The sequence below is a fragment of the Variovorax sp. Varisp36 genome (genome assembly GCF_047304235.1).
GTDB lineage: Bacteria > Pseudomonadota > Gammaproteobacteria > Burkholderiales > Burkholderiaceae_C > Variovorax.
Genome location: NZ_JBGLYU010000049.1, coordinates 17,139 through 33,635 on the forward strand (window position 1 = coordinate 17,139; position 16,497 = coordinate 33,635).

General features: G+C 68.0%; 18 protein-coding genes. 13 read left to right on the forward strand and 5 right to left on the reverse strand.

Annotated features, from left to right (window positions below; genetic code table 11):
- The first annotated feature begins 88 nt into the window (after positions 1-88).
- The gene (locus ACCD11_RS23415; RefSeq protein WP_413315638.1) at positions 89-2,143 is read left to right on the forward strand and encodes a PEP/pyruvate-binding domain-containing protein; all 2,055 of its coding nucleotides are present in this window, start codon (positions 89-91) and stop codon (positions 2,141-2,143) included.
- A 4-nt stretch (positions 2,144-2,147) separates the two neighbouring features.
- Here ACCD11_RS23415 and ACCD11_RS23420 read toward each other — a convergent pair whose 3' ends face one another.
- A complete protein-coding gene (locus tag ACCD11_RS23420) occupies positions 2,148-3,059 on the reverse strand; it encodes an MBL fold metallo-hydrolase (RefSeq protein WP_007829654.1) in 912 nt (303 codons plus the stop codon).
- Between the two features lie 75 nt (positions 3,060-3,134).
- On the opposite strand from ACCD11_RS23420, the gene ACCD11_RS23425 reads away from it, so the two are divergent.
- The 4 genes from ACCD11_RS23425 to ACCD11_RS23440 are packed head-to-tail and all read left to right on the forward strand — an operon-like array spanning position 3,135 to position 4,792.
- Positions 3,135-3,458, forward strand: a complete 324-nt coding sequence (locus ACCD11_RS23425) for an ArsR/SmtB family transcription factor (RefSeq protein ID WP_413315639.1) — start codon at positions 3,135-3,137, stop codon at positions 3,456-3,458.
- A 2-nt stretch (positions 3,459-3,460) separates the two neighbouring features.
- Entirely contained in the window at positions 3,461-3,898 is a 438-nt protein-coding gene (locus ACCD11_RS23430) for a YeeE/YedE family protein (protein WP_007829652.1), read from the forward strand.
- Positions 3,899-3,918: 20 nt separating this feature from the next.
- A complete protein-coding gene (locus ACCD11_RS23435; RefSeq protein WP_413315640.1) occupies positions 3,919-4,347 on the forward strand; it encodes a DUF6691 family protein in 429 nt (142 codons plus the stop codon).
- Positions 4,348-4,381: 34 nt separating this feature from the next.
- The gene (locus tag ACCD11_RS23440) at positions 4,382-4,792 is read left to right on the forward strand and encodes a rhodanese-like domain-containing protein (RefSeq protein WP_413315641.1); all 411 of its coding nucleotides are present in this window, start codon (positions 4,382-4,384) and stop codon (positions 4,790-4,792) included.
- 180 nt (positions 4,793-4,972) lie between these two features.
- Here the strand turns inward: ACCD11_RS23440 and lysM are convergent, their stop codons facing one another.
- Entirely contained in the window at positions 4,973-5,434 is a 462-nt protein-coding gene (gene lysM / locus ACCD11_RS23445; protein WP_413315642.1) for a peptidoglycan-binding protein LysM, read from the reverse strand.
- A 135-nt stretch (positions 5,435-5,569) separates the two neighbouring features.
- On the opposite strand from lysM, the gene ACCD11_RS23450 reads away from it, so the two are divergent.
- Positions 5,570-6,355, forward strand: a complete 786-nt coding sequence (locus ACCD11_RS23450; protein ID WP_056516467.1) for a type III pantothenate kinase — start codon at positions 5,570-5,572, stop codon at positions 6,353-6,355.
- A gap of 13 nt (positions 6,356-6,368) precedes the next feature.
- On the opposite strand, the gene ACCD11_RS23455 is transcribed toward ACCD11_RS23450, so the two are convergent.
- From ACCD11_RS23455 to ACCD11_RS23465, 3 genes are read right to left on the reverse strand one after another with little or no spacing between them, the layout of a single operon-like run.
- Positions 6,369-7,706: a serine hydrolase domain-containing protein gene (locus ACCD11_RS23455; RefSeq protein ID WP_413315643.1), complete on the reverse strand. Its 1,338-nt coding sequence runs from the start codon at positions 7,704-7,706 to the stop codon at positions 6,369-6,371.
- A gap of 22 nt (positions 7,707-7,728) precedes the next feature.
- Entirely contained in the window at positions 7,729-8,544 is an 816-nt protein-coding gene (locus ACCD11_RS23460) for a crotonase/enoyl-CoA hydratase family protein (protein WP_007829646.1), read from the reverse strand.
- Positions 8,545-8,579: 35 nt separating this feature from the next.
- A complete protein-coding gene (locus ACCD11_RS23465) occupies positions 8,580-9,428 on the reverse strand; it encodes a 3-hydroxybutyryl-CoA dehydrogenase (RefSeq protein ID WP_007829644.1) in 849 nt (282 codons plus the stop codon).
- Between the two features lie 186 nt (positions 9,429-9,614).
- Here ACCD11_RS23465 and purT point away from each other — a divergent pair, with 186 nt between their 5' ends.
- The 7 genes from purT (at position 9,615) to ACCD11_RS23500 (ending at position 16,492) form a co-directional block, all read left to right on the forward strand.
- Positions 9,615-10,817: a formate-dependent phosphoribosylglycinamide formyltransferase gene (gene purT / locus ACCD11_RS23470; protein ID WP_413315644.1), complete on the forward strand. Its 1,203-nt coding sequence runs from the start codon at positions 9,615-9,617 to the stop codon at positions 10,815-10,817.
- A gap of 83 nt (positions 10,818-10,900) precedes the next feature.
- Positions 10,901-11,842: an alpha/beta hydrolase gene (locus tag ACCD11_RS23475; RefSeq protein ID WP_413315645.1), complete on the forward strand. Its 942-nt coding sequence runs from the start codon at positions 10,901-10,903 to the stop codon at positions 11,840-11,842.
- 111 nt (positions 11,843-11,953) lie between these two features.
- A complete protein-coding gene (locus ACCD11_RS23480; RefSeq protein ID WP_413315646.1) occupies positions 11,954-12,784 on the forward strand; it encodes a helix-turn-helix domain-containing protein in 831 nt (276 codons plus the stop codon).
- Between the two features lie 15 nt (positions 12,785-12,799).
- The gene (locus ACCD11_RS23485) at positions 12,800-13,675 is read left to right on the forward strand and encodes a branched-chain amino acid ABC transporter permease (protein ID WP_413315647.1); all 876 of its coding nucleotides are present in this window, start codon (positions 12,800-12,802) and stop codon (positions 13,673-13,675) included.
- A gap of 6 nt (positions 13,676-13,681) precedes the next feature.
- The gene (locus tag ACCD11_RS23490; protein ID WP_413315648.1) at positions 13,682-14,758 is read left to right on the forward strand and encodes a branched-chain amino acid ABC transporter permease; all 1,077 of its coding nucleotides are present in this window, start codon (positions 13,682-13,684) and stop codon (positions 14,756-14,758) included.
- 145 nt (positions 14,759-14,903) lie between these two features.
- Positions 14,904-15,722, forward strand: a complete 819-nt coding sequence (locus ACCD11_RS23495) for an ABC transporter ATP-binding protein (RefSeq protein WP_413315649.1) — start codon at positions 14,904-14,906, stop codon at positions 15,720-15,722.
- Positions 15,719-16,492: an ABC transporter ATP-binding protein gene (locus tag ACCD11_RS23500; protein WP_007829626.1), complete on the forward strand. Its 774-nt coding sequence runs from the start codon at positions 15,719-15,721 to the stop codon at positions 16,490-16,492. The genes ACCD11_RS23495 and ACCD11_RS23500 overlap by 4 nt, the downstream gene beginning before the upstream one ends.
- Positions 16,493-16,497: the final 5 nt, after the last annotated feature.

Genomic DNA, 16,497 nt, shown 5'->3' on the forward strand with positions numbered 1-16,497 from the left:
CGAGAATCCGCTGCCGCTGTCATCGCCAACCCGCTGCTTGGTGAAGCGCGCGTGCATTCGGCAACCGGCTGTAAGGAAGAAATCCCCCATGAAAAACCAGGATCGCGCACGCCCCACGGGCGCCATGCGCTCCGAAACCGATAGCTTGATCGCGCTTTGCGCAGCGCTCGCCATGGTTCTGGCGGCCATGCCCGCCGCGGCCCAGCTGGCGCGCAAGCCCTCGTATTACCAGCAGCAAAACCAGCCTCTGCCCGACGGCCCGGCCGCGCAGCTCGCGCCGCGCCCCGCGGTGCCGTCGTCATTGCCCGCGCTGCGCAGCCAGGGGGACTTCGACCAGCTGGCGCGCGTCTACGACGCCGGCACGCCGATGCAGCTCGCGCACGTGCTGTTCGCCGTCGACCGGCAGGCGAAGCCGGCGCGCATGTACTACATCGACACGCCGCGCTACCAGCTGCACGTACGCTTCCTGCGCGACACCCGGCTCACGCCGAACACGATCAAGCGCGAGATCGACCGCAACTACCTCGTGCCCGACCGCCGCTTCCTGTTCGGCACGCTGAGCTGGCAGCAGAACATCGGCACCTTCACCTACGAGTTCTGGGAGGGCGACCGGCTCACTGCGCCGCTGCTGAGGCAGGCCGACGCGCAGGTCAAGGCCAGCTTCTTCGCGCCCGTGAAGTTCAAGACCAACTCCACGCTGCACGAACGCGTGGCGAAGGAAGCCGGCATCGACTTCGTGAGCCAGGAGGCGCTGATCCGCGAGCAGCCATTTCTGCCGATGAACCTCGGCACCGCCACCGGCCGCGTGCGCATCGTGGACGACGAATCGGGCATCAACGCCCAGCTCGCACTTTTGCCCGACGACATCGCCGTGCTGCGGCAGGTGCCGATCAGCCTGCCGCCGGTGGCGGGCGTGCTGACCGAGCGGCCGTCGACCGCGCTGTCGCACGTCAACCTGCTGGCCAAGGGATGGGGCATTCCGAACGCCTACGTGCGCGATGCCGCCACAGTGCTGAAGGCACACGCGGGCCAGTGGGTGGCATTGAAGGTCGCGGCCTCGGGCTACCAGGTGCGCCGCCTCGCGCCCGAAGAGATCGCCGCCCTGCCGCCGCGCGCCGTGCGCACCGCCGCCACCGGCGCGACGCCCGGCAGCGCGCGCGCCATCAGGCCCGACCTGCACGAAACCCGTCTGTTGCCGTTGGCCTCGCTGCGCGCGCGCAACAGCGCGCAGTGCGGCACCAAGGCCGCGAACCTCGGCGCCATGCTGGCCGCGCACATTCCGGGCACTTCGGTGCCCGACGGCTTCTGCATTCCGTTCGCGCACTACGACCGCTTCATGCGCGCCAACGGCCTGGCCGAGCGCATCGCGCGCATGCAGCAGCAGCCAGGCTTCGCGAGCGATCCGAAGGCCCGGCAGAAGGCGCTGGCGCAACTGCGCGACGAGATCGTGCAATGGCCGGTCGACGCGGCCACCGCCGCCGCATGGCGCGCCGCGTGGCAGTCGCAACTGGGCGGCGGCGGCGTGTTCGTGCGCAGCTCGTCCAACTCCGAAGACCTGCCCGGCTTCAGCGGCGCGGGGCTCTACACCACGGTGCCCAACGTCAAGACCGGCGATGCGCTCGAGGTCGCAGTGAAGAAGGTCTGGGCCTCGGTCTTCAACCCCGAGGCCTGGGAGGCGCGCAGCGCCGCGGGCTTCGGCGCCGAGTCGGTGCTGATGGGGGTGTTCGTGCAGACCGCCATCGACTCGACCAACGCTGGCGTCATGATCACCCGCGACCCGTTCGATGCGGGGCATCCGCACGTCACCTACATCTCGGCCAAGCGCGGCATCGGCATCCGCGTGGTCGAGGGGCAGCGGGTGGCGGAGCAGGTGATGTATTCGAGCTGGTCGAAGGCGATCCAGGTGCTGAGCCGTTCGGCCGAAGAAACGTCGCTGCAGCTCGACAAGGAAGGCGGCGTGAAGGAAGTGCCGGTGGAGGTGGGCCGCAATGTGCTGACCGACGAGCTGGTGGTGCGCCTCGCCAACGTGGGCGCGGCTGTGAAGCGCACCTTCAACGCGGTGGACCAGGACATCGAGTGGGCCACCGTGGGCGACCGCATCGTGCTGCTGCAGGCGCGGCCATACGTGGAGCGGCGGCGCTGAGCCATCACTGCGGGGCGGCCGCGCCTCGATGGACCGGAAGGGCATTCAGCGGAATGCGCAGGTAGGCCACCCCGTTGTCATCGGGCGGCGGAAATCGCCCGGCGCGCACGTTGACCTGCATCGACGGCAGGATCAGCGTCGGCACGTCGAGCGTGGCGTCGCGCGCGGTGCGCATGCGCACGAATTCTTCTTCGCCGATGCCGTCGCGCACATGGATGTTGTGGGCGCGCTGTTCCGCCACGCTGCTCTGCCAGCGGGGCTCGCGCGTGGCGGGCGGATAGTCGTGGCAGACATAGATGGTCGTCCCGGGCGGCAGGGCGAGCAGCCGGTGCATCGAGCGATAGAGCTGGCGTGCGTCGCCGCCGGGGAAGTCTGCGCGCGCGCTGCCCAGGTCGGGCATGAAGAGCGTGTCGCCGACGAAGACCGCGCCGTCCACGAGGTACGCCATGTCGGCCGGCGTGTGGCCGGGCACCAGGAGCGCGACCGCCTCGGCGTCGCCGATGCGGAAGGATTCGCCGTCCTTGAAGAGATGGTCGAACTGGCTGCCGTCGGGCAGGAAGTCGCGCTCCAGGTTGTAGAGCGCGCGGAAGGTGGCCTGCACCGTGCGGATGTGCTCGCCGATGGCGATGCGCCCGCCGGCCTGCGACTGCACATGGCGCGCGCCCGAGAGGTGGTCGGCGTGCGCGTGGGTTTCAAGGATCCAGTCGACCTGCAGCGCCTGCTCACGCACATAGGCCAGCAGGCGGTCGGCGGAGGCGGTGCTGGTGTGACCGGACCTGAAGTCGTACTCCAGCACCGGATCGATGATCGCGGCGTGCTTCGTGGCGTGGTCCCAGATCACGTAGGACACCGTACCCGTCACGGGATCGAAGAATGCCTGGGTGGTGGTGCGGCGGGGCGCTGCGGTCGTCGTCATGGGCACTCCTTCAGTCAAGCCGTTGATATTATATTAATAGATATAATATTGGCGAACTAACCGACATTGCCCTCCATGAAGGCTTCCACCCTCATCATCGATCCCGAAGTGCTGCGCGGCGGTGCCCGCCAGGCGGTCGCGGTGCTCAAGCTGCTGGCCAACGAAGACCGGCTGCTGCTGCTGTGCCAGCTCTCGCAGGGCGAGATGTGCGTGAGCGACCTCGAAAGCGCGCTGGGCATCCGCCAGCCTACCTTGTCGCAGCAACTCTCGGTGCTGCGCGCGGAAGGCGTGGTCAGCACCCGCCGCGAGGGAAAGAACATCTACTACAGCGTCGCCGATGCCGCGCTGCTCGACATCCTCGCGGTGCTCTACCGTCTCTACTGCCCGAAGGAGGACTGAAGATGGCCGCCATCGACTGGCCGCATTTCACGCCATGGACCGCGCTGGCCGGCGGCGTTCTCATCGGCATCGCTGCGGCGATGTTCGTGCTGCTCAACGGGCGCATCGCGGGCATCAGCGGCGTGCTGGGCGGTTTGCTGCGCCCCGTGAAGGGCGACGTGGCCTGGCGCGCGGCCTTCGTGCTCGGACTGATCGGTGCACCCGCCGCCTGCGGGCTGTTTGCCGTGCTGCCCGCGGCACGGATCGATGCCGGCTATGGCGCGCTCGCACTGGCCGGCCTGCTGGTGGGCGTGGGCACGCGTTACGGTGCGGGTTGCACCAGCGGCCACGGCGTGTGCGGCGTGGCGAGGCTGTCGCCGCGTTCGCTGGCCGCCACCGGGGCTTTCATGGCCACCGGATTCGCCACGGTGTTCGTGGCGCGTCATCTGTTGAACCTGTGATGAAGGAGCGATTCGCCCTCATGCCGACCGTCATCGCCTCCCTGCTCGCCGGCCTGGTCTTCGGGCTCGGCCTCATCGTCTCCGGCATGGCCAATCCGGCCAAGGTGCTCGGTTTTCTCGACCTTGCCGGCGCCTGGGACCCCTCGCTCGCATTCGTGATGGGCGGGGCGGTGATCGTGAGCGCCGCCGCCTTCCTGTTCGCGCGCCGGCGCAAGCTGTCGCTGCTGGGCGCGCCGATCATGCTGCCCACCGCGCGCCGGATCGACCGTCGCCTCGTCGGCGGCAGCCTGCTGTTCGGCGTTGGCTGGGGTGTAGCGGGCTTTTGTCCCGGCCCCGCGCTGGTCTCGCTCGGCACGGGCGAGTTCAAGGCCGTGGTCTTCGTGGGCGCCATGCTGCTGGGCATGGGCCTGTTCGAACTGATCGAACAGATGAAGAATTCCAGTGATTGAAAACCGCGTCGCAGAAAAGGAAGGAAGCAAGGAAATGACCGAATCCGTGGAGAACAAAGGCTACGCTGGCGACGTGACGCCCGAGCAGGCGGCGCAATGGATGGCCAGCGGCGAGGCCGTGATGATCGACGTGCGCACCGACGCCGAGCGCGAATGGGTCGGCTACGTACCCGGCGCCGTGCCGCTGGCCTGGAAGCAGTGGCCGGGCATGGCGATGAACCCCGCGTTCGACGACGGCATCCGTGCCGCCGCCGAAGGCCGGAAGAAGCTGGTGCTGCTGTGCCGCAGCGGCGTGCGCTCCATCGCGGCCGCCAAGCGCGCAACCGAACTGGGCGCAGAGGCTTACAACATCCTCGAAGGCTTCGAGGGGAATCCGGACGACCAGGGGCATCGCGGACTCATCGGCGGCTGGCGCAAGCGTGGGTTGCCCTGGAAGCAGAACTGAGTCGTTCGGGGTGCGCTCACGCCGACGGGGTACCTTGCTCCGCGAATGTCCTCCGGCCTTCGGCCTCCTCCTTCATTTCGCTGCGGGGAGCACCCGGTGCCATTCGCACGCACCCCGAAAGAAGCAAAAAGGCCCACCGATTCCTCGGCAGGCCTCGAGACTGCCCTTTCGAGCGCCAGTTCAGAGCGGCGGAATGCGCAGCTTCTGCCCCGGATAGATCTTGTCGGGGCTGCTCAGCATCGGCTTGTTCGCCTCGAAGATCGCGTTGTACTTGTTCGCATCGCCGTAGTACTTCTTCGAGATGGCCGAGAGCGTGTCGCCCTTCACCACGTCGTGGTACTGCGCGGGCGGCGCGGCCGGTGCGACGAGGTTGTTCTCGACGCTCGTCACGTTCGCCACGTTGCCTGCTGCCAGCGAGGCTTTCTCGCTGGCCTCCTGCGATGGCGCCTGGCCCGCGAGGGTGACCACGCCGCTGCTCGCCGCATAGGTCACCTGGAGCCCCGTGAGGCCGAGGTTCTGCGTTTCGATGTAGGTCTTGATGGCCGCGGCGGCGGCCTGGTTGGCGTCTGGCGTGGCGGCCTGCGCCGACGAGCCGCCGAACAGTTTTTCACCCGCCTCCTTGATGAAACTGAGCAAACCCATGGTGTTCTCCTTGTGCCGTAGTTGGTGGATGGACCTGCCAATTTACCGGCGCGACGGGGCAGCGCCGCGTAGGCCCACGCCGCGTGTCGACGAGGTGCCAGCAGGAATAACGACAAAGTCGCAATAATCCCGCGCATGCCATCCCCCTTCCTCGCCATCGACATCGGCAACACCCGCCTCAAATGGGCGCTCTACGACTCGGCCCGCCCCGGCGCCGAGTTGCAGGCGCACGGCGCCGAATTCCTCGACCACATCGAACGGCTGGCCGACGGCCCCTGGGCCGACCTGCCGGCGCCCGGTTCCATGCTGGGCTGCGTGGTGGCCGGGGACGCGGTGCGCCGGCGTGCCGAGGAACAGATCGTCGAGCGTTTCGACTGCGCGCCGCGCTGGGTGATGTCCAGCGCGGGCGAGGCCGGCATCGTGAACGGCTACGACCATCCCACCCGCCTGGGCGCCGACCGCTTCGTGGCGATGATCGGCGCGCGCCACCGCATGCTCGCCGCAAGGCCGGGACAGCCGCCGCGGCCGATGGTGGTGGTGATGATCGGCACCGCCGTGACCGTCGAGGCGATCGACGCGGACGGCAGGTTCCTCGGCGGGCTGATCCTGCCGGGCCACGGCATCATGCTGCGCGCGCTGGAGTCGGGCACGGCCGGGCTGCACGTGCCGACCGGCGAGGTGCGCGAATTCCCCACCAACACCAGCGATGCGCTGACCAGCGGCGGCACCTACGCCATCGCCGGCGCGGTCGAGCGCATGGTGCAGCACGTGCGCTCGCACTGCGGCGCCGATCCGGCCTGCTACATGACCGGCGGCGCGGGCTGGAAGATGGCGCCGGTCATGAACGGGCACTTCGAGCTGGTCGAGAGCCTGATCATGGACGGGCTGCTCGTGATTGCCCGCGAGCGGGCGGCCGCCTAGAAAGAGAAGCGGCTCAGGGGCGCATCAGCGCCTCGGCCACGGCATGGAACGCCGGCAGCGTCAGCGGGTCGTTGCCCGCATTGCCCGCCACCGGATGCGCGGCGTAGCGCACGATCACCACCTCGGCCTTCGGGTCCACGTAGATGCTCTGGCCGTGGATGCCGCGCGCCATGTAGGCGCCGTGCGGGTTGTGCGACACCCACCACATGTCGCGGTACGACCAGCCCTTGAGCAGCGCATAGCCGGCCTTCACGAACTTCGCCGGGTCGCCGCCGCGCTGGATGTCTTCCACCACCGCCTTCGGAATGGCCTGCTGCCCGTTGGAGGCGCGACCGCCGTTGCGCATGGTCTCGCCGAAGCGCGCGAGGTCGCGCAGCACGGTGTTGAGGCCGCCGCCGCCCGACTCGGTGCCGATGCGGTCGACCATGAAGTAGGCGTCCTGCTCGGCGCCGATGCGGCGCCAGATCTTTTCGCTCAGCAGGTCGGCCAGCGACTGGTTGCTGGCGCGGCGCACGATCCAGGCCAGCACCTCGGCGTTGACCGTCTTGTAGGCGAAGGCGTCGCCGTGCTCGCCTTCCTTCTTCAGCGTGACGAGGAATTCGTAGAACGACTTGGGTCCGATGTAGTTCTGGCCCTGCGTGAGCATGCCGCCGGCACGGGCGTAGTCCCAGATCTCGGCCTTCGGGTCGGCGTAGTTCTCGGAGTAGTGCACGCCGACGGTCATGTCCATCACCTGGCGCACGGTGGCGTCGCCGTACGCCGTGTCCTTGAGCTCGGGGATGTACTTGGTGACCGGTGCGGCCGGATCGAGCTTGCCTTCGTCCGCGAGGATGGCGGCCAGCGTGCCCACGAAGGACTTGGTGACCGACATCGCGATGTGCGGGCGCTCGGGCGTGAGTGCGCCGAAGTACTTCTCGTAGACCACCTTGCCGCGGTGCATCACGAGGATGCCGTCGGTGTAGGTGCCGGAGATCATCTGGGCGAAGTTCAGCGTCTGGTCGCTGCCTGCACTTCCAAGAGGCTTGAACGTCACGGCTTCGATCTGGACGGGTGACGTGGCCGCCGGCAGCGGGCTGGCCGCGCCGCTGCCGCGCCACACGTTGGCGGTGGGCACGGTCTCGCGCACGTGCGAGAAGCTCCAGCGCGTGCGCGGAAACACGCCGCCGGCCGGGTTGTCGAAGGTGATGAGTTTGTCCGGTGCGGGCGGGAAGCCCTTCATCCAGCCCAGCGCGTCGACCGAGGTGGCCGCGGGGTCGGGCAGCGCGGGAGGCGTGGGCGTCTGTGCGGAAGTGGTGTTCACGGCGAGCAGGGTGAATGCGGCGGCGAGCGCCGTGCGAACGAAAAAGGGCATGTTGTTGTTCTCGGTGAAAGGATCAACGGCCGCTGAAGCGCGCCGGCCGGCGTTCGACGAAAGAGCGCACGCCCTCGGCGGCGTCCTCGCTGTTCGACAGGCGTTTCTGCGTCTCGATGAATTCCGACACCGCGGCCAGCGGTCCATGCTCGATGGCCTTCAGCACGTTGAGCCGCGTGGCCACCACCGCCAGCGGCGCCTGGGCGGCGATGCGCTGCGCAATGGCCAGCGCCGCGTCGAGCTCCTGGCCGGCCGGCACCACCTTCTGCACGAAGTTGAGGCGATAGGCTTCGGCGCTGTCGAACTCGTCGGCCGTGAGCAGGTGCAGCATCGCGTTGCCCAGGCCGGCACGCTCGGCCATGCGCAGCGTGGCGCCTCCCGTGGCCATGATGCCGCGCTGCACTTCCATCTGCGAGAAGCGGCAGTCGTCGGCTGCCACCACGATGTCGGCGCCCAGCATCAGCTCGATGCCGACCGTGAAGCAGATGCCCTTCACGGCAGCCACCATCGGCTTGGTGCGGCGGCGGTAGCCTTCGAGCCCGAAGTCGTGCGGCTCCACCAGGCCCTGCGGAACCGCCTTCTCGCCACGCTTCATGTACTCGGCCACCGCCGGCAGGTCGAGGCCTGCCGTGAAGTGGTCGCCGAAGGCGTGCAGCACGCCCACGCGCAGGTTCGGGTCGTCGTCGAGCCGGGTGTAGGCCTCGGCGAGCTGCCTGAACATCGGCGGCGTCCAGCCGTTGCGCTTGGCGGGGCGGTTGATGCCGATCAGCAGCACGTGGCCGAGCACCTCGGTGTCGATGCAGCCTTCTGCCGGTGGGATTGTGGGCGTGGCGGTCATGGCGTTCTTGTCTCCTTGTTGTTGTTTTCGCTCGATCAGTACGTGTAGACGCCGCGGCCCGTCTTGCGGCCCAGCTGGCCCGCGGCGACCATTTCCTTCAGCAGCGGGCAGGGGCGGTACTTGGAGTCGCCGAACTGCTCCAGGTACACCTCCATCACCGCCAGGCACACGTCCAGCCCGATCATGTCGGCCAGTGCCAGCGGGCCGATGGGCTGGTTGCAGCCCAGCTTCATGCCGGCGTCGATGTCTTCCGCCGTGGCGATGCCCTCGGCCAGCACGAAGAAGGCCTCGTTGATCATCGGCACCAGGATGCGGTTGACCACGAAGCCCGGCGCGTTCTTCACGGTGATGGGCGACTTGCCCAGGCGCTCGGCCAGTTCCTTCACCGTGTCGTGCGTGGCGTCGCTCGTGAGGTAGCCGCGGATCAGCTCCACCAGCGCCATCATCGGCACCGGGTTGAAGAAGTGCATGCCGATGAAGCGGTCGGGGCGCGAGGTGGCGGCGGCCAGCTGCGTGATCGAGATCGACGAGGTGTTCGAGGCGATGATCACCTCGGGTGCCAGCATGTCGTCGACCTGCTTGAGGATCTTCAGCTTGAGTGCGTGGTTCTCGGTGGCCGCCTCGATGACCAGCTGTGCGCTCTTCAGGTCGTCGTAGTTGGTCGAGCCCTTGATGAGCGCCAGCGCGGCGGTCTTCTGCTCGGCGGTGAGCTTCTCTTTCTTGATCAGGCGGTCGAGGCTGCCCGACACCGTGGCCAGGCCCTTGTCGACCGCCGCCTGGGCGATGTCGACCATCACCACCTTCACGCCGGCCACCGCGCAGGCCTGCGCGATGCCGTTGCCCATCGTTCCGGCGCCGATGATGCCGACAGTCTGAATAGCCATGAGAAAACTCCTTGAGAGAAAACGAAAAGAAGGGTGCGCGAGGCTGGCGCCGCGGCGAAAACTTCGATTGTGAAGCAGCCCCCGGGCCGCGCCGTTGCCGCGTGCGACACCGTCGGCCCGCCGGTGGCTTACAGTGCGGCGGTTGCTTTTTCCCACGCTTTCCACCGCTTTCTCCGACCTCCGACCATGACCACCCTCGGCACCCCCCTTTCCCCCTCGGCAACCCGCGTGATGCTTCTCGGCTCCGGCGAACTCGGCAAGGAGGTGCTGATCGCCCTGCAGCGCCTCGGCGTCGAGACCATCGCGGTCGACCGTTACGAGAACGCCCCCGGCCAGCAGGTGGCGCACCACGCGCGCACCATCACCATGAGCGACCCCGAGCAACTCAAGGCGCTGATCGAGGCCGAGAAGCCCGCGCTGGTGGTGCCCGAGATCGAGGCCATCGCCACGCCCATGCTCCAGCAGCTCGAAGACGCGGGTGTGGTGCGCGTGATTCCCACCGCCCGCGCCGCCCGCCTGACCATGGACCGCGAAGGCATCCGCCGCCTGGCCGCCGAGACGCTGGGCGTGCCCACCAGCCCCTACAAGTTCTGCGACTCGCTGGCCGAACTGCAGGCGGCCATCGACGCAGGCATCGGCTACCCCTGCATCGTCAAGCCCGTGATGAGCAGCTCCGGCAAGGGCCAGAGCAAGATCGACGGCCCGGCCGACGTGCAGAAGGCCTGGGACTACGCCATGGCCGGCGGCCGCGTGAGCCACGGCCGCGTGATCGTCGAGGGCTTCATCGACTTCGACTACGAGATCACGCTGCTGACCGTGCGCGCCAAGGATGCCGCAGGCGCCGTGGAAACCAGGTTCTGCGACCCCATCGGCCATGTGCAGGTGAGCGGCGACTACGTGGAAAGCTGGCAGCCGCACCCCATGGCGCCCGCCGCGCTGCAGAAGGCGCAGCAGATCGCGCAGGCCGTCACGGCCGACCTCGGCGGGCAGGGCCTGTTCGGCGTCGAGCTGTTCGTGAAGGGCGACGAAGTCTGGTTCAGCGAAGTCAGCCCCCGCCCGCACGACACCGGCATGGTCACCATGGCCACGCAGTGGCAGAACGAGTTCGAGCTGCATGCGCGCGCCATCCTCGGCCTGCCGGTCGATACCTCGCTCAAGAGCCCGGGCGCCAGCGCCGTGATCTACGGCGGCGTGGACGCCACCGGCATCGCCTTCGACGGCGTGGCCGAGGCCTTGCAGGTGCCCGGCAGCGACGTGCGCCTGTTCGGCAAGCCCGAGAGCTTCCCCAAGCGCCGCATGGGCGTGGCGCTGGTGCATGCAGCCGACACCGGCACCGCCCGCAGGCTCGCCAGGGAAGCCGCCTCGCGCGTGAAGCCGCGCAAGGCATAGCCAGTTTCCGCAAGCCGCGCCGCAGCGGCGCGGGCATGGTGCGGGGAGATCGAGCGACGCCCGCTCGACCTCCCGGAGACACCATGCTGCATCCCCAGGCGCGCGCCTTGCTCGACTTCATCGAGGCGCGCGGCATTCCGCCGACTCACACCCTCTCGCCTGCCGACGCGCGGGCCTTCTATCGCGAGCGCCGCGCCGCCTTGCAGCCGCTGCCGGCCGAGGTGGCCGAGGTGCGCGACCTGGCCGCGCAAGGGCCGCACGGCCCCATCCCGGTGCGTCTGTACAGGCCCCTGGGTTCGGGCGCCGGTCCGCTGCCGGTGCTGGTGTACTACCACGGCGGCGGCTGGGTCATCGGCAACCTCGACACGCACGACGTGCTGTGCCGCGAACTGGCCAACGGCGCCGGCTGCGCCGTGGTCGCGGTCGACTACCGCATGGGCCCGGAGCACCGCTTTCCCGCAGCGGTGGACGACGTGCTCGCCGCCACCCGCTGGGTGCGCCGCGAGGCCGCCGCGCTGGGGCTCGACGCGAGCCGCCTCGCCGTGGGCGGCGACAGCGCTGGCGGAAACCTCGCGGCCGTGGTGTCGATCGCCGCACGCGATGCCGGCGACCTGCCCATCGCCTACCAGCTGCTGATCTACCCGGCCACCGACATGCGCCGCGGCCATCCATCGCACCATGCCAACGGGCAGGGCTACCTGCTGACCAGCGACACGATGACGTACTTCCACGACCACTACATCACCGACCCGGAGCACGACCTCGACTGGCGTGCTTCGCCGCTGCTGCACACCGACCTCGCGGGCCTGCCGCCGGCGCTCGTCGTCACGGCCGGCTACGACCCGCTGCGCGACGAAGGCGCCGCGTATGCCGAGGCGCTCACGGCCGCCGGCAACAGCGCTGCGTACGTGTGCTTCGAGCGCCAGATCCATGGCTTCATCACCATGGGCAAGGTGCTCGACGAGGCCGGCACCGCGGTCGCGCTCTGTGCCGCCGAGCTGCGCCGCGCGTTCGCAAGGGCCTAGGGAAAGTCCCCGCGCAAATGCACGCCGCGCCGCCGGCCTGCGCCGCTACGATCCAGCGAGCGCGACACCATCCACCGTTGGCAATCGACCCCGATGCAGGAGACAGGCACCATGCAGCGAACGAGGACTGCGCCGTCGGACAACGGCGGCGCACCACAGGGTGAACGCCTCATGTGGCTCACGCCGCAGCGCGTGTTCTACGCTGGGCTGCTCGGCGCGGCCGCCGAGCGCACGATGGGCGGGCACGGCGTGTACCTGTCGCCCGCGGGCGTGCCGCCGATCCGCATCCGCATCGGCGGCGGCGCCTGGCAGGCGGGCGAGCTGATCGTGGTGCCGCCGCAGGTGCCGCACCATGTCGAGAGCGAGCATCCGCTGATCTTCAACCTGTTGATCGAATCGGAATCGGTCGACCCCGCGCGCTTGCCGGCGTTCATGCGGCACTGCGGCCCGGTCGATGCGCCCGCCTTCGCGCGGCGTGTGCGCGAGGCCCATGCGCACCTGCTCGCGGCCTCGGGCCGCGGCTCGGAATTCGACGGCTTCGATTTCGATGCGCTGTTCTTCGGCGAGGTGCTTGCGCCGCGACCGATCGACGCGCGCATCCGCAAGGTCATCGACACCCTCGTCGCCGACCCCGCGGCGCCCGCCTCGGCCGAAGACTGCGCGGCCTCGGTGCACCTGTCGTTCTCGCGCTTCCTGCATCTGTTCAAGCAGGAGACCGGCATGGCGTTTCGCGCCTTCCGGGCCTGGAAGCGCGCGCGCAGCCTGCTGCGCTACGTGCGCCAGGCCGGCACGCTGACCGATATCGCGCTCGACACCGGCTACCCCGACTCGACGCACTTCAGCCATTCGATCCGCCAGGTCTACGGCCTCAAGCCCAGCGACATCGTGGCCGGATCGCGCCGGCTTGCGCTGCACGACGCGGCGGGCGGCTTCAGGCAGTAGGCGCGAAGAGGCCCCATGCAGATCCTCCAACTCCTGCTGTCGGGCATTGCGCAAGGTTGCATCTACGGCCTGATCGCGCTGGGCTTCGTGCTGATCTACAAGGCCACCGAAACCGTGAGCTTCGCGCAGGGCGACCTGATGATGCTCGGGGCCTTCGGTGCCTTCGCGGGCATGTCGCTGTTCGGCCTCCCATTCTGGCTCGCGGCGATCCTTGCCGTGGTGGCGATGGCGGCTTTCGGCGTGCTGCTCGAACTGGTGGTGATCCGGCCGATCCTCGGGCAGCCGCAGTTCTCCATCGTGATGCTCACGATCGGCATCGCCTACGTGGCGCGCGGGCTCATCACCATGGTGCCGGGCATCGGGACCGACACCCACACGCTCCCCGTGCCCTACAAGGACCAGATCTGGAAACTGGGCGAGCTGGTGGTCAACCTCGAACAGCTCGCGATCATCATCGCCACCGCCATCCTCTGCGCCCTGCTGTTCGCGATGTTCCGCTACAGCAAGCTCGGCATCGCAATGCAGGCCTCGTCGCAGAACCAGCTGGCGGCCTACTACATGGGCATTCCGGTGAAGCGGCTCAACGGGCTGGTGTGGGGCCTGGCGGCGGCGGTCGCGGCCATCGCGGGCATGCTGCTCGCGCCCATCACCTTCGTGCACGCGAACATGGGCTTCATCGGGCTCAAGGCCTTTCCGGCGGCGGTGGTCGGCGGTTTCGGCAGCCTGCCGGGTGCCATCGTCGGTGGGCTGGTCATCGGCATCGTCGAGTCGTTCGCGGGCTTCTATCTGCCCGATGGCTTCAAGGACACGGCGCCGTACATCGTGGTGCTGTTGATGCTCATGATCAAGCCGAACGGTCTGTTCGGCGAGAAGCTGCGCAAGAAAGTTTGATCGTTCATGCGCTTCATCTTCAAGACCAGCTACGACCAGGACATCCGCCTTGCCCGGCACGGCGGGCATGTGTTCTGGTACAGCCTGCTGGTGGCGTTCCTGGTCGTCGCACCATGGGTGATCGACGAATACTGGCTCGCGCAGCTGACCTTCGTGCTGATCTACGGGATCGTCGGCCTGGGGCTCATGCTGCTGGCCGGGTTCACGGGGCAGTTCTCGATCGGGCATGCGGCGTTTCTTGGCGCGGGCGCTTATACGCAGGGCGTGCTGACGAACGCCGGTGTGCCGTTTCCGGTTGCGCTGATCGCGGCCGCGGCGCTGTCGGCGGCGGTGGGCGTGGTGGTCGCGCTGCCGGCGCTGCGCGTGAAGGGCATCTACCTGGGCATCGCGACGCTGTCGTTCGGCTTCATCGTCGAGGAAGTGTTCGCGCGGTGGGAGAGCGTGACGGGCGGCAATGCCGGCCTGCATGTGAAGGCGCCGGAGATATTCGGCTGGTCGCTGGGCTCGGGCGATGGCTTCTACTTCCTGTGCCTGGTGGTTGCGGTGATTTCCACCTTGGGCATCCTGAACCTGCTGCGCTCGCCGACGGGTCGCGCCTTTGTCGCGATCCGCGATTCGGAGATCTCGGCGCAGAGCATGGGCATTCACCTCGCACGCTACAAGACGATGTCGTTCGCGATCTCGGCGGCGCTCGCGGGCCTGGGCGGGGCCTTGTATGCGCACAAGCTCAGCTTCATCTCGCCGGACCAGTTCAGCATCCTGCAGTCGATCGACCTGCTGCTGATGGTGGTGATCGGCGGGCTCGGTTCGGTGCACGGCGCGTTCCTGGGTGCGATCTTCCTGATTGCGATGCCGCAGCTGATCTCCATTGGCAAGGACTGGCTGCCGGCGGTCATCGGCCAGGCGCCGGGGCTGCAGGGGCTGGTTTATGGCGTGGTGCTGATCGCCTTCGTGCTGTTCGAGCCGCTGGGGCTGTACGGCCGATGGCTCAAGGTGCGCACATGGCTGCAGCTCTTTCCGTTCTATCGCCGCGGATTGTTCAAGCGGCAGAAGTCGTTCACCAAGTCGGACCGGCTGAGATGACACTCCCCCAGGCTTCGCGCACTCCGTGTCGCTTCGCCAACCCCCTCGCCGGGGGCGACACCTGCTGCCCGGCAAAGCCGGTTCCGCGGTGTCCTGCGAACGGGGTGCGGCAGTCCTGCGCGCCGGCGAGTGACGGAGCCCAGAGATGAGCGGCGACATTCTTCTTTCGGCCAAGGAGCTGAGCGTGCGCTTCGGCGGGGTGCTGGCGGTCAACAAGGTGAGCTTCGATGTGCGGCGTGGCGAGGTGTTCACGCTGATCGGGCCGAACGGGGCGGGCAAGACGACGGTGTTCAACCTGATCAGCCGCATCTACACGCCGACCATGGGGGAGATCACGTGGCATGGCGAGGAGGGCGGCGCCATTGCGCTGACCCAGCAGGCCCCGCATGCGATTGCCGCGCTGGGCATTGCGCGCACCTTCCAGAACATCGAACTGTTCGAGCACGCGACGGTGCTGCACAACCTGCTGATCGGCCGTCATACGCACCGGAAGACGGGGTTCTGGAGCGAGGTGTTCTTCACGCCCGCCACGCGGCTCGCGGAGATCGAGGCGCGCGAGAAGGCGGAGCAGGTGATCGAGCTGCTGGACCTGCAGCACCATCGCGATTCGATGGTGGCGGGGTTGCCTTATGGCGTTCGCAAGGTCGTCGAGCTGGCACGTGCGTTGTGCACGGAGCCGAAGCTGCTGCTGCTCGATGAGCCTTCTTCGGGGCTCAATGTGGAAGAGACGGCGGACATGGCGTTCTGGATCCAGGACATCCAGCATGAGCTGGGCGTGTCTGTGCTGATGGTCGAGCACGACATGTCGCTTGTTTCCAAGGTGTCCGACCGGGTGCTGGCGATGAACATGGGCGAGGTGCTGGCTACCGGCTCTCCTCGCGAGGTGCAAGCCGATGCGCGGGTTGTCGAGGCCTATCTCGGGACCGTGGACGACGTGAGCAGCTTGAGGAGGACGGCGGCATGAGCGACGCAGTCCTTCAGCTTCTCAACGTAGAGAGCGCCTATGGTCCGATCAAGGCGATCCGTGGCGTCAGCCTGAAAGTCAGGCAGGGCGAGATCGTGACCGTGCTCGGTTCGAACGGCGCAGGCAAGACGACCATCCTCAAGACCATCTCCGGAATCATCGACCCCCGCAAGGGCAGCATCGAATTCCAGGGCAGGAACATCACTGCCAAGGACCCGGCCCACATCGTCCAGCAGGGGCTGAGCCACGTGCCCGAAGGCCGCGAGGTGTTCCCGCTGCTGTCGGTGAAGGACAACCTGCTGATGGGCGCCTACACCCGCAAGGACCGCGACGGCGTGGCGCGGGACATGGAGACGGTCTACACCTACTTCCCGATCCTGCGCGAGCGGGCCACGCAGGACGCGGGGCTGCTGTCGGGCGGCCAGCAGCAGATGCTCGCCATCTCGCGCGCGATCATGGCCGCGCCGCATCTGATTCTTCTGGACGAACCGAGCCTCGGGCTGAGTCCGAAGCTGACGAAAGAGATCTTCGAGATCGTCGTGCGCATCAACCGCGAGCGCGGCACCACCATCCTGCTGGTCGAGCAGAACGCCAACATGGCGCTCAACGCCGCCGACCACGGCTACGTGCTGGAGAACGGCCGCATCGTGATGGAAGACACCTGTGAACGCCTGCGCGAGAAGGAAGACATCAAGGAGTTCTACCTCGGCGTGAAGGACGACGGCGTGCGCGGCGAGCGGCGCTGGAAAAAGAAGAAAACCTGGAGATAGCCGCC

Coding starts and splice junctions, on each gene's coding strand:
- ACCD11_RS23415 (WP_413315638.1), top strand. CDS start 89: ATGAAAAACCAGGATCGCGCACGCCCCACGGGCGCCATGCGCTCCGAA.
- ACCD11_RS23420 (WP_007829654.1), bottom strand. CDS start 3,059: ATGACGACGACCGCAGCGCCCCGCCGCACCACCACCCAGGCATTCTTC.
- ACCD11_RS23425 (WP_413315639.1), top strand. CDS start 3,135: ATGAAGGCTTCCACCCTCATCATCGATCCCGAAGTGCTGCGCGGCGGT.
- ACCD11_RS23430 (WP_007829652.1), top strand. CDS start 3,461: ATGGCCGCCATCGACTGGCCGCATTTCACGCCATGGACCGCGCTGGCC.
- ACCD11_RS23435 (WP_413315640.1), top strand. CDS start 3,919: ATGCCGACCGTCATCGCCTCCCTGCTCGCCGGCCTGGTCTTCGGGCTC.
- ACCD11_RS23440 (WP_413315641.1), top strand. CDS start 4,382: ATGACCGAATCCGTGGAGAACAAAGGCTACGCTGGCGACGTGACGCCC.
- lysM (WP_413315642.1), bottom strand. CDS start 5,434: ATGGGTTTGCTCAGTTTCATCAAGGAGGCGGGTGAAAAACTGTTCGGC.
- ACCD11_RS23450 (WP_056516467.1), top strand. CDS start 5,570: ATGCCATCCCCCTTCCTCGCCATCGACATCGGCAACACCCGCCTCAAA.
- ACCD11_RS23455 (WP_413315643.1), bottom strand. CDS start 7,706: ATGCCCTTTTTCGTTCGCACGGCGCTCGCCGCCGCATTCACCCTGCTC.
- ACCD11_RS23460 (WP_007829646.1), bottom strand. CDS start 8,544: ATGACCGCCACGCCCACAATCCCACCGGCAGAAGGCTGCATCGACACC.
- ACCD11_RS23465 (WP_007829644.1), bottom strand. CDS start 9,428: ATGGCTATTCAGACTGTCGGCATCATCGGCGCCGGAACGATGGGCAAC.
- purT (WP_413315644.1), top strand. CDS start 9,615: ATGACCACCCTCGGCACCCCCCTTTCCCCCTCGGCAACCCGCGTGATG.
- ACCD11_RS23475 (WP_413315645.1), top strand. CDS start 10,901: ATGCTGCATCCCCAGGCGCGCGCCTTGCTCGACTTCATCGAGGCGCGC.
- ACCD11_RS23480 (WP_413315646.1), top strand. CDS start 11,954: ATGCAGCGAACGAGGACTGCGCCGTCGGACAACGGCGGCGCACCACAG.
- ACCD11_RS23485 (WP_413315647.1), top strand. CDS start 12,800: ATGCAGATCCTCCAACTCCTGCTGTCGGGCATTGCGCAAGGTTGCATC.
- ACCD11_RS23490 (WP_413315648.1), top strand. CDS start 13,682: ATGCGCTTCATCTTCAAGACCAGCTACGACCAGGACATCCGCCTTGCC.
- ACCD11_RS23495 (WP_413315649.1), top strand. CDS start 14,904: ATGAGCGGCGACATTCTTCTTTCGGCCAAGGAGCTGAGCGTGCGCTTC.
- ACCD11_RS23500 (WP_007829626.1), top strand. CDS start 15,719: ATGAGCGACGCAGTCCTTCAGCTTCTCAACGTAGAGAGCGCCTATGGT.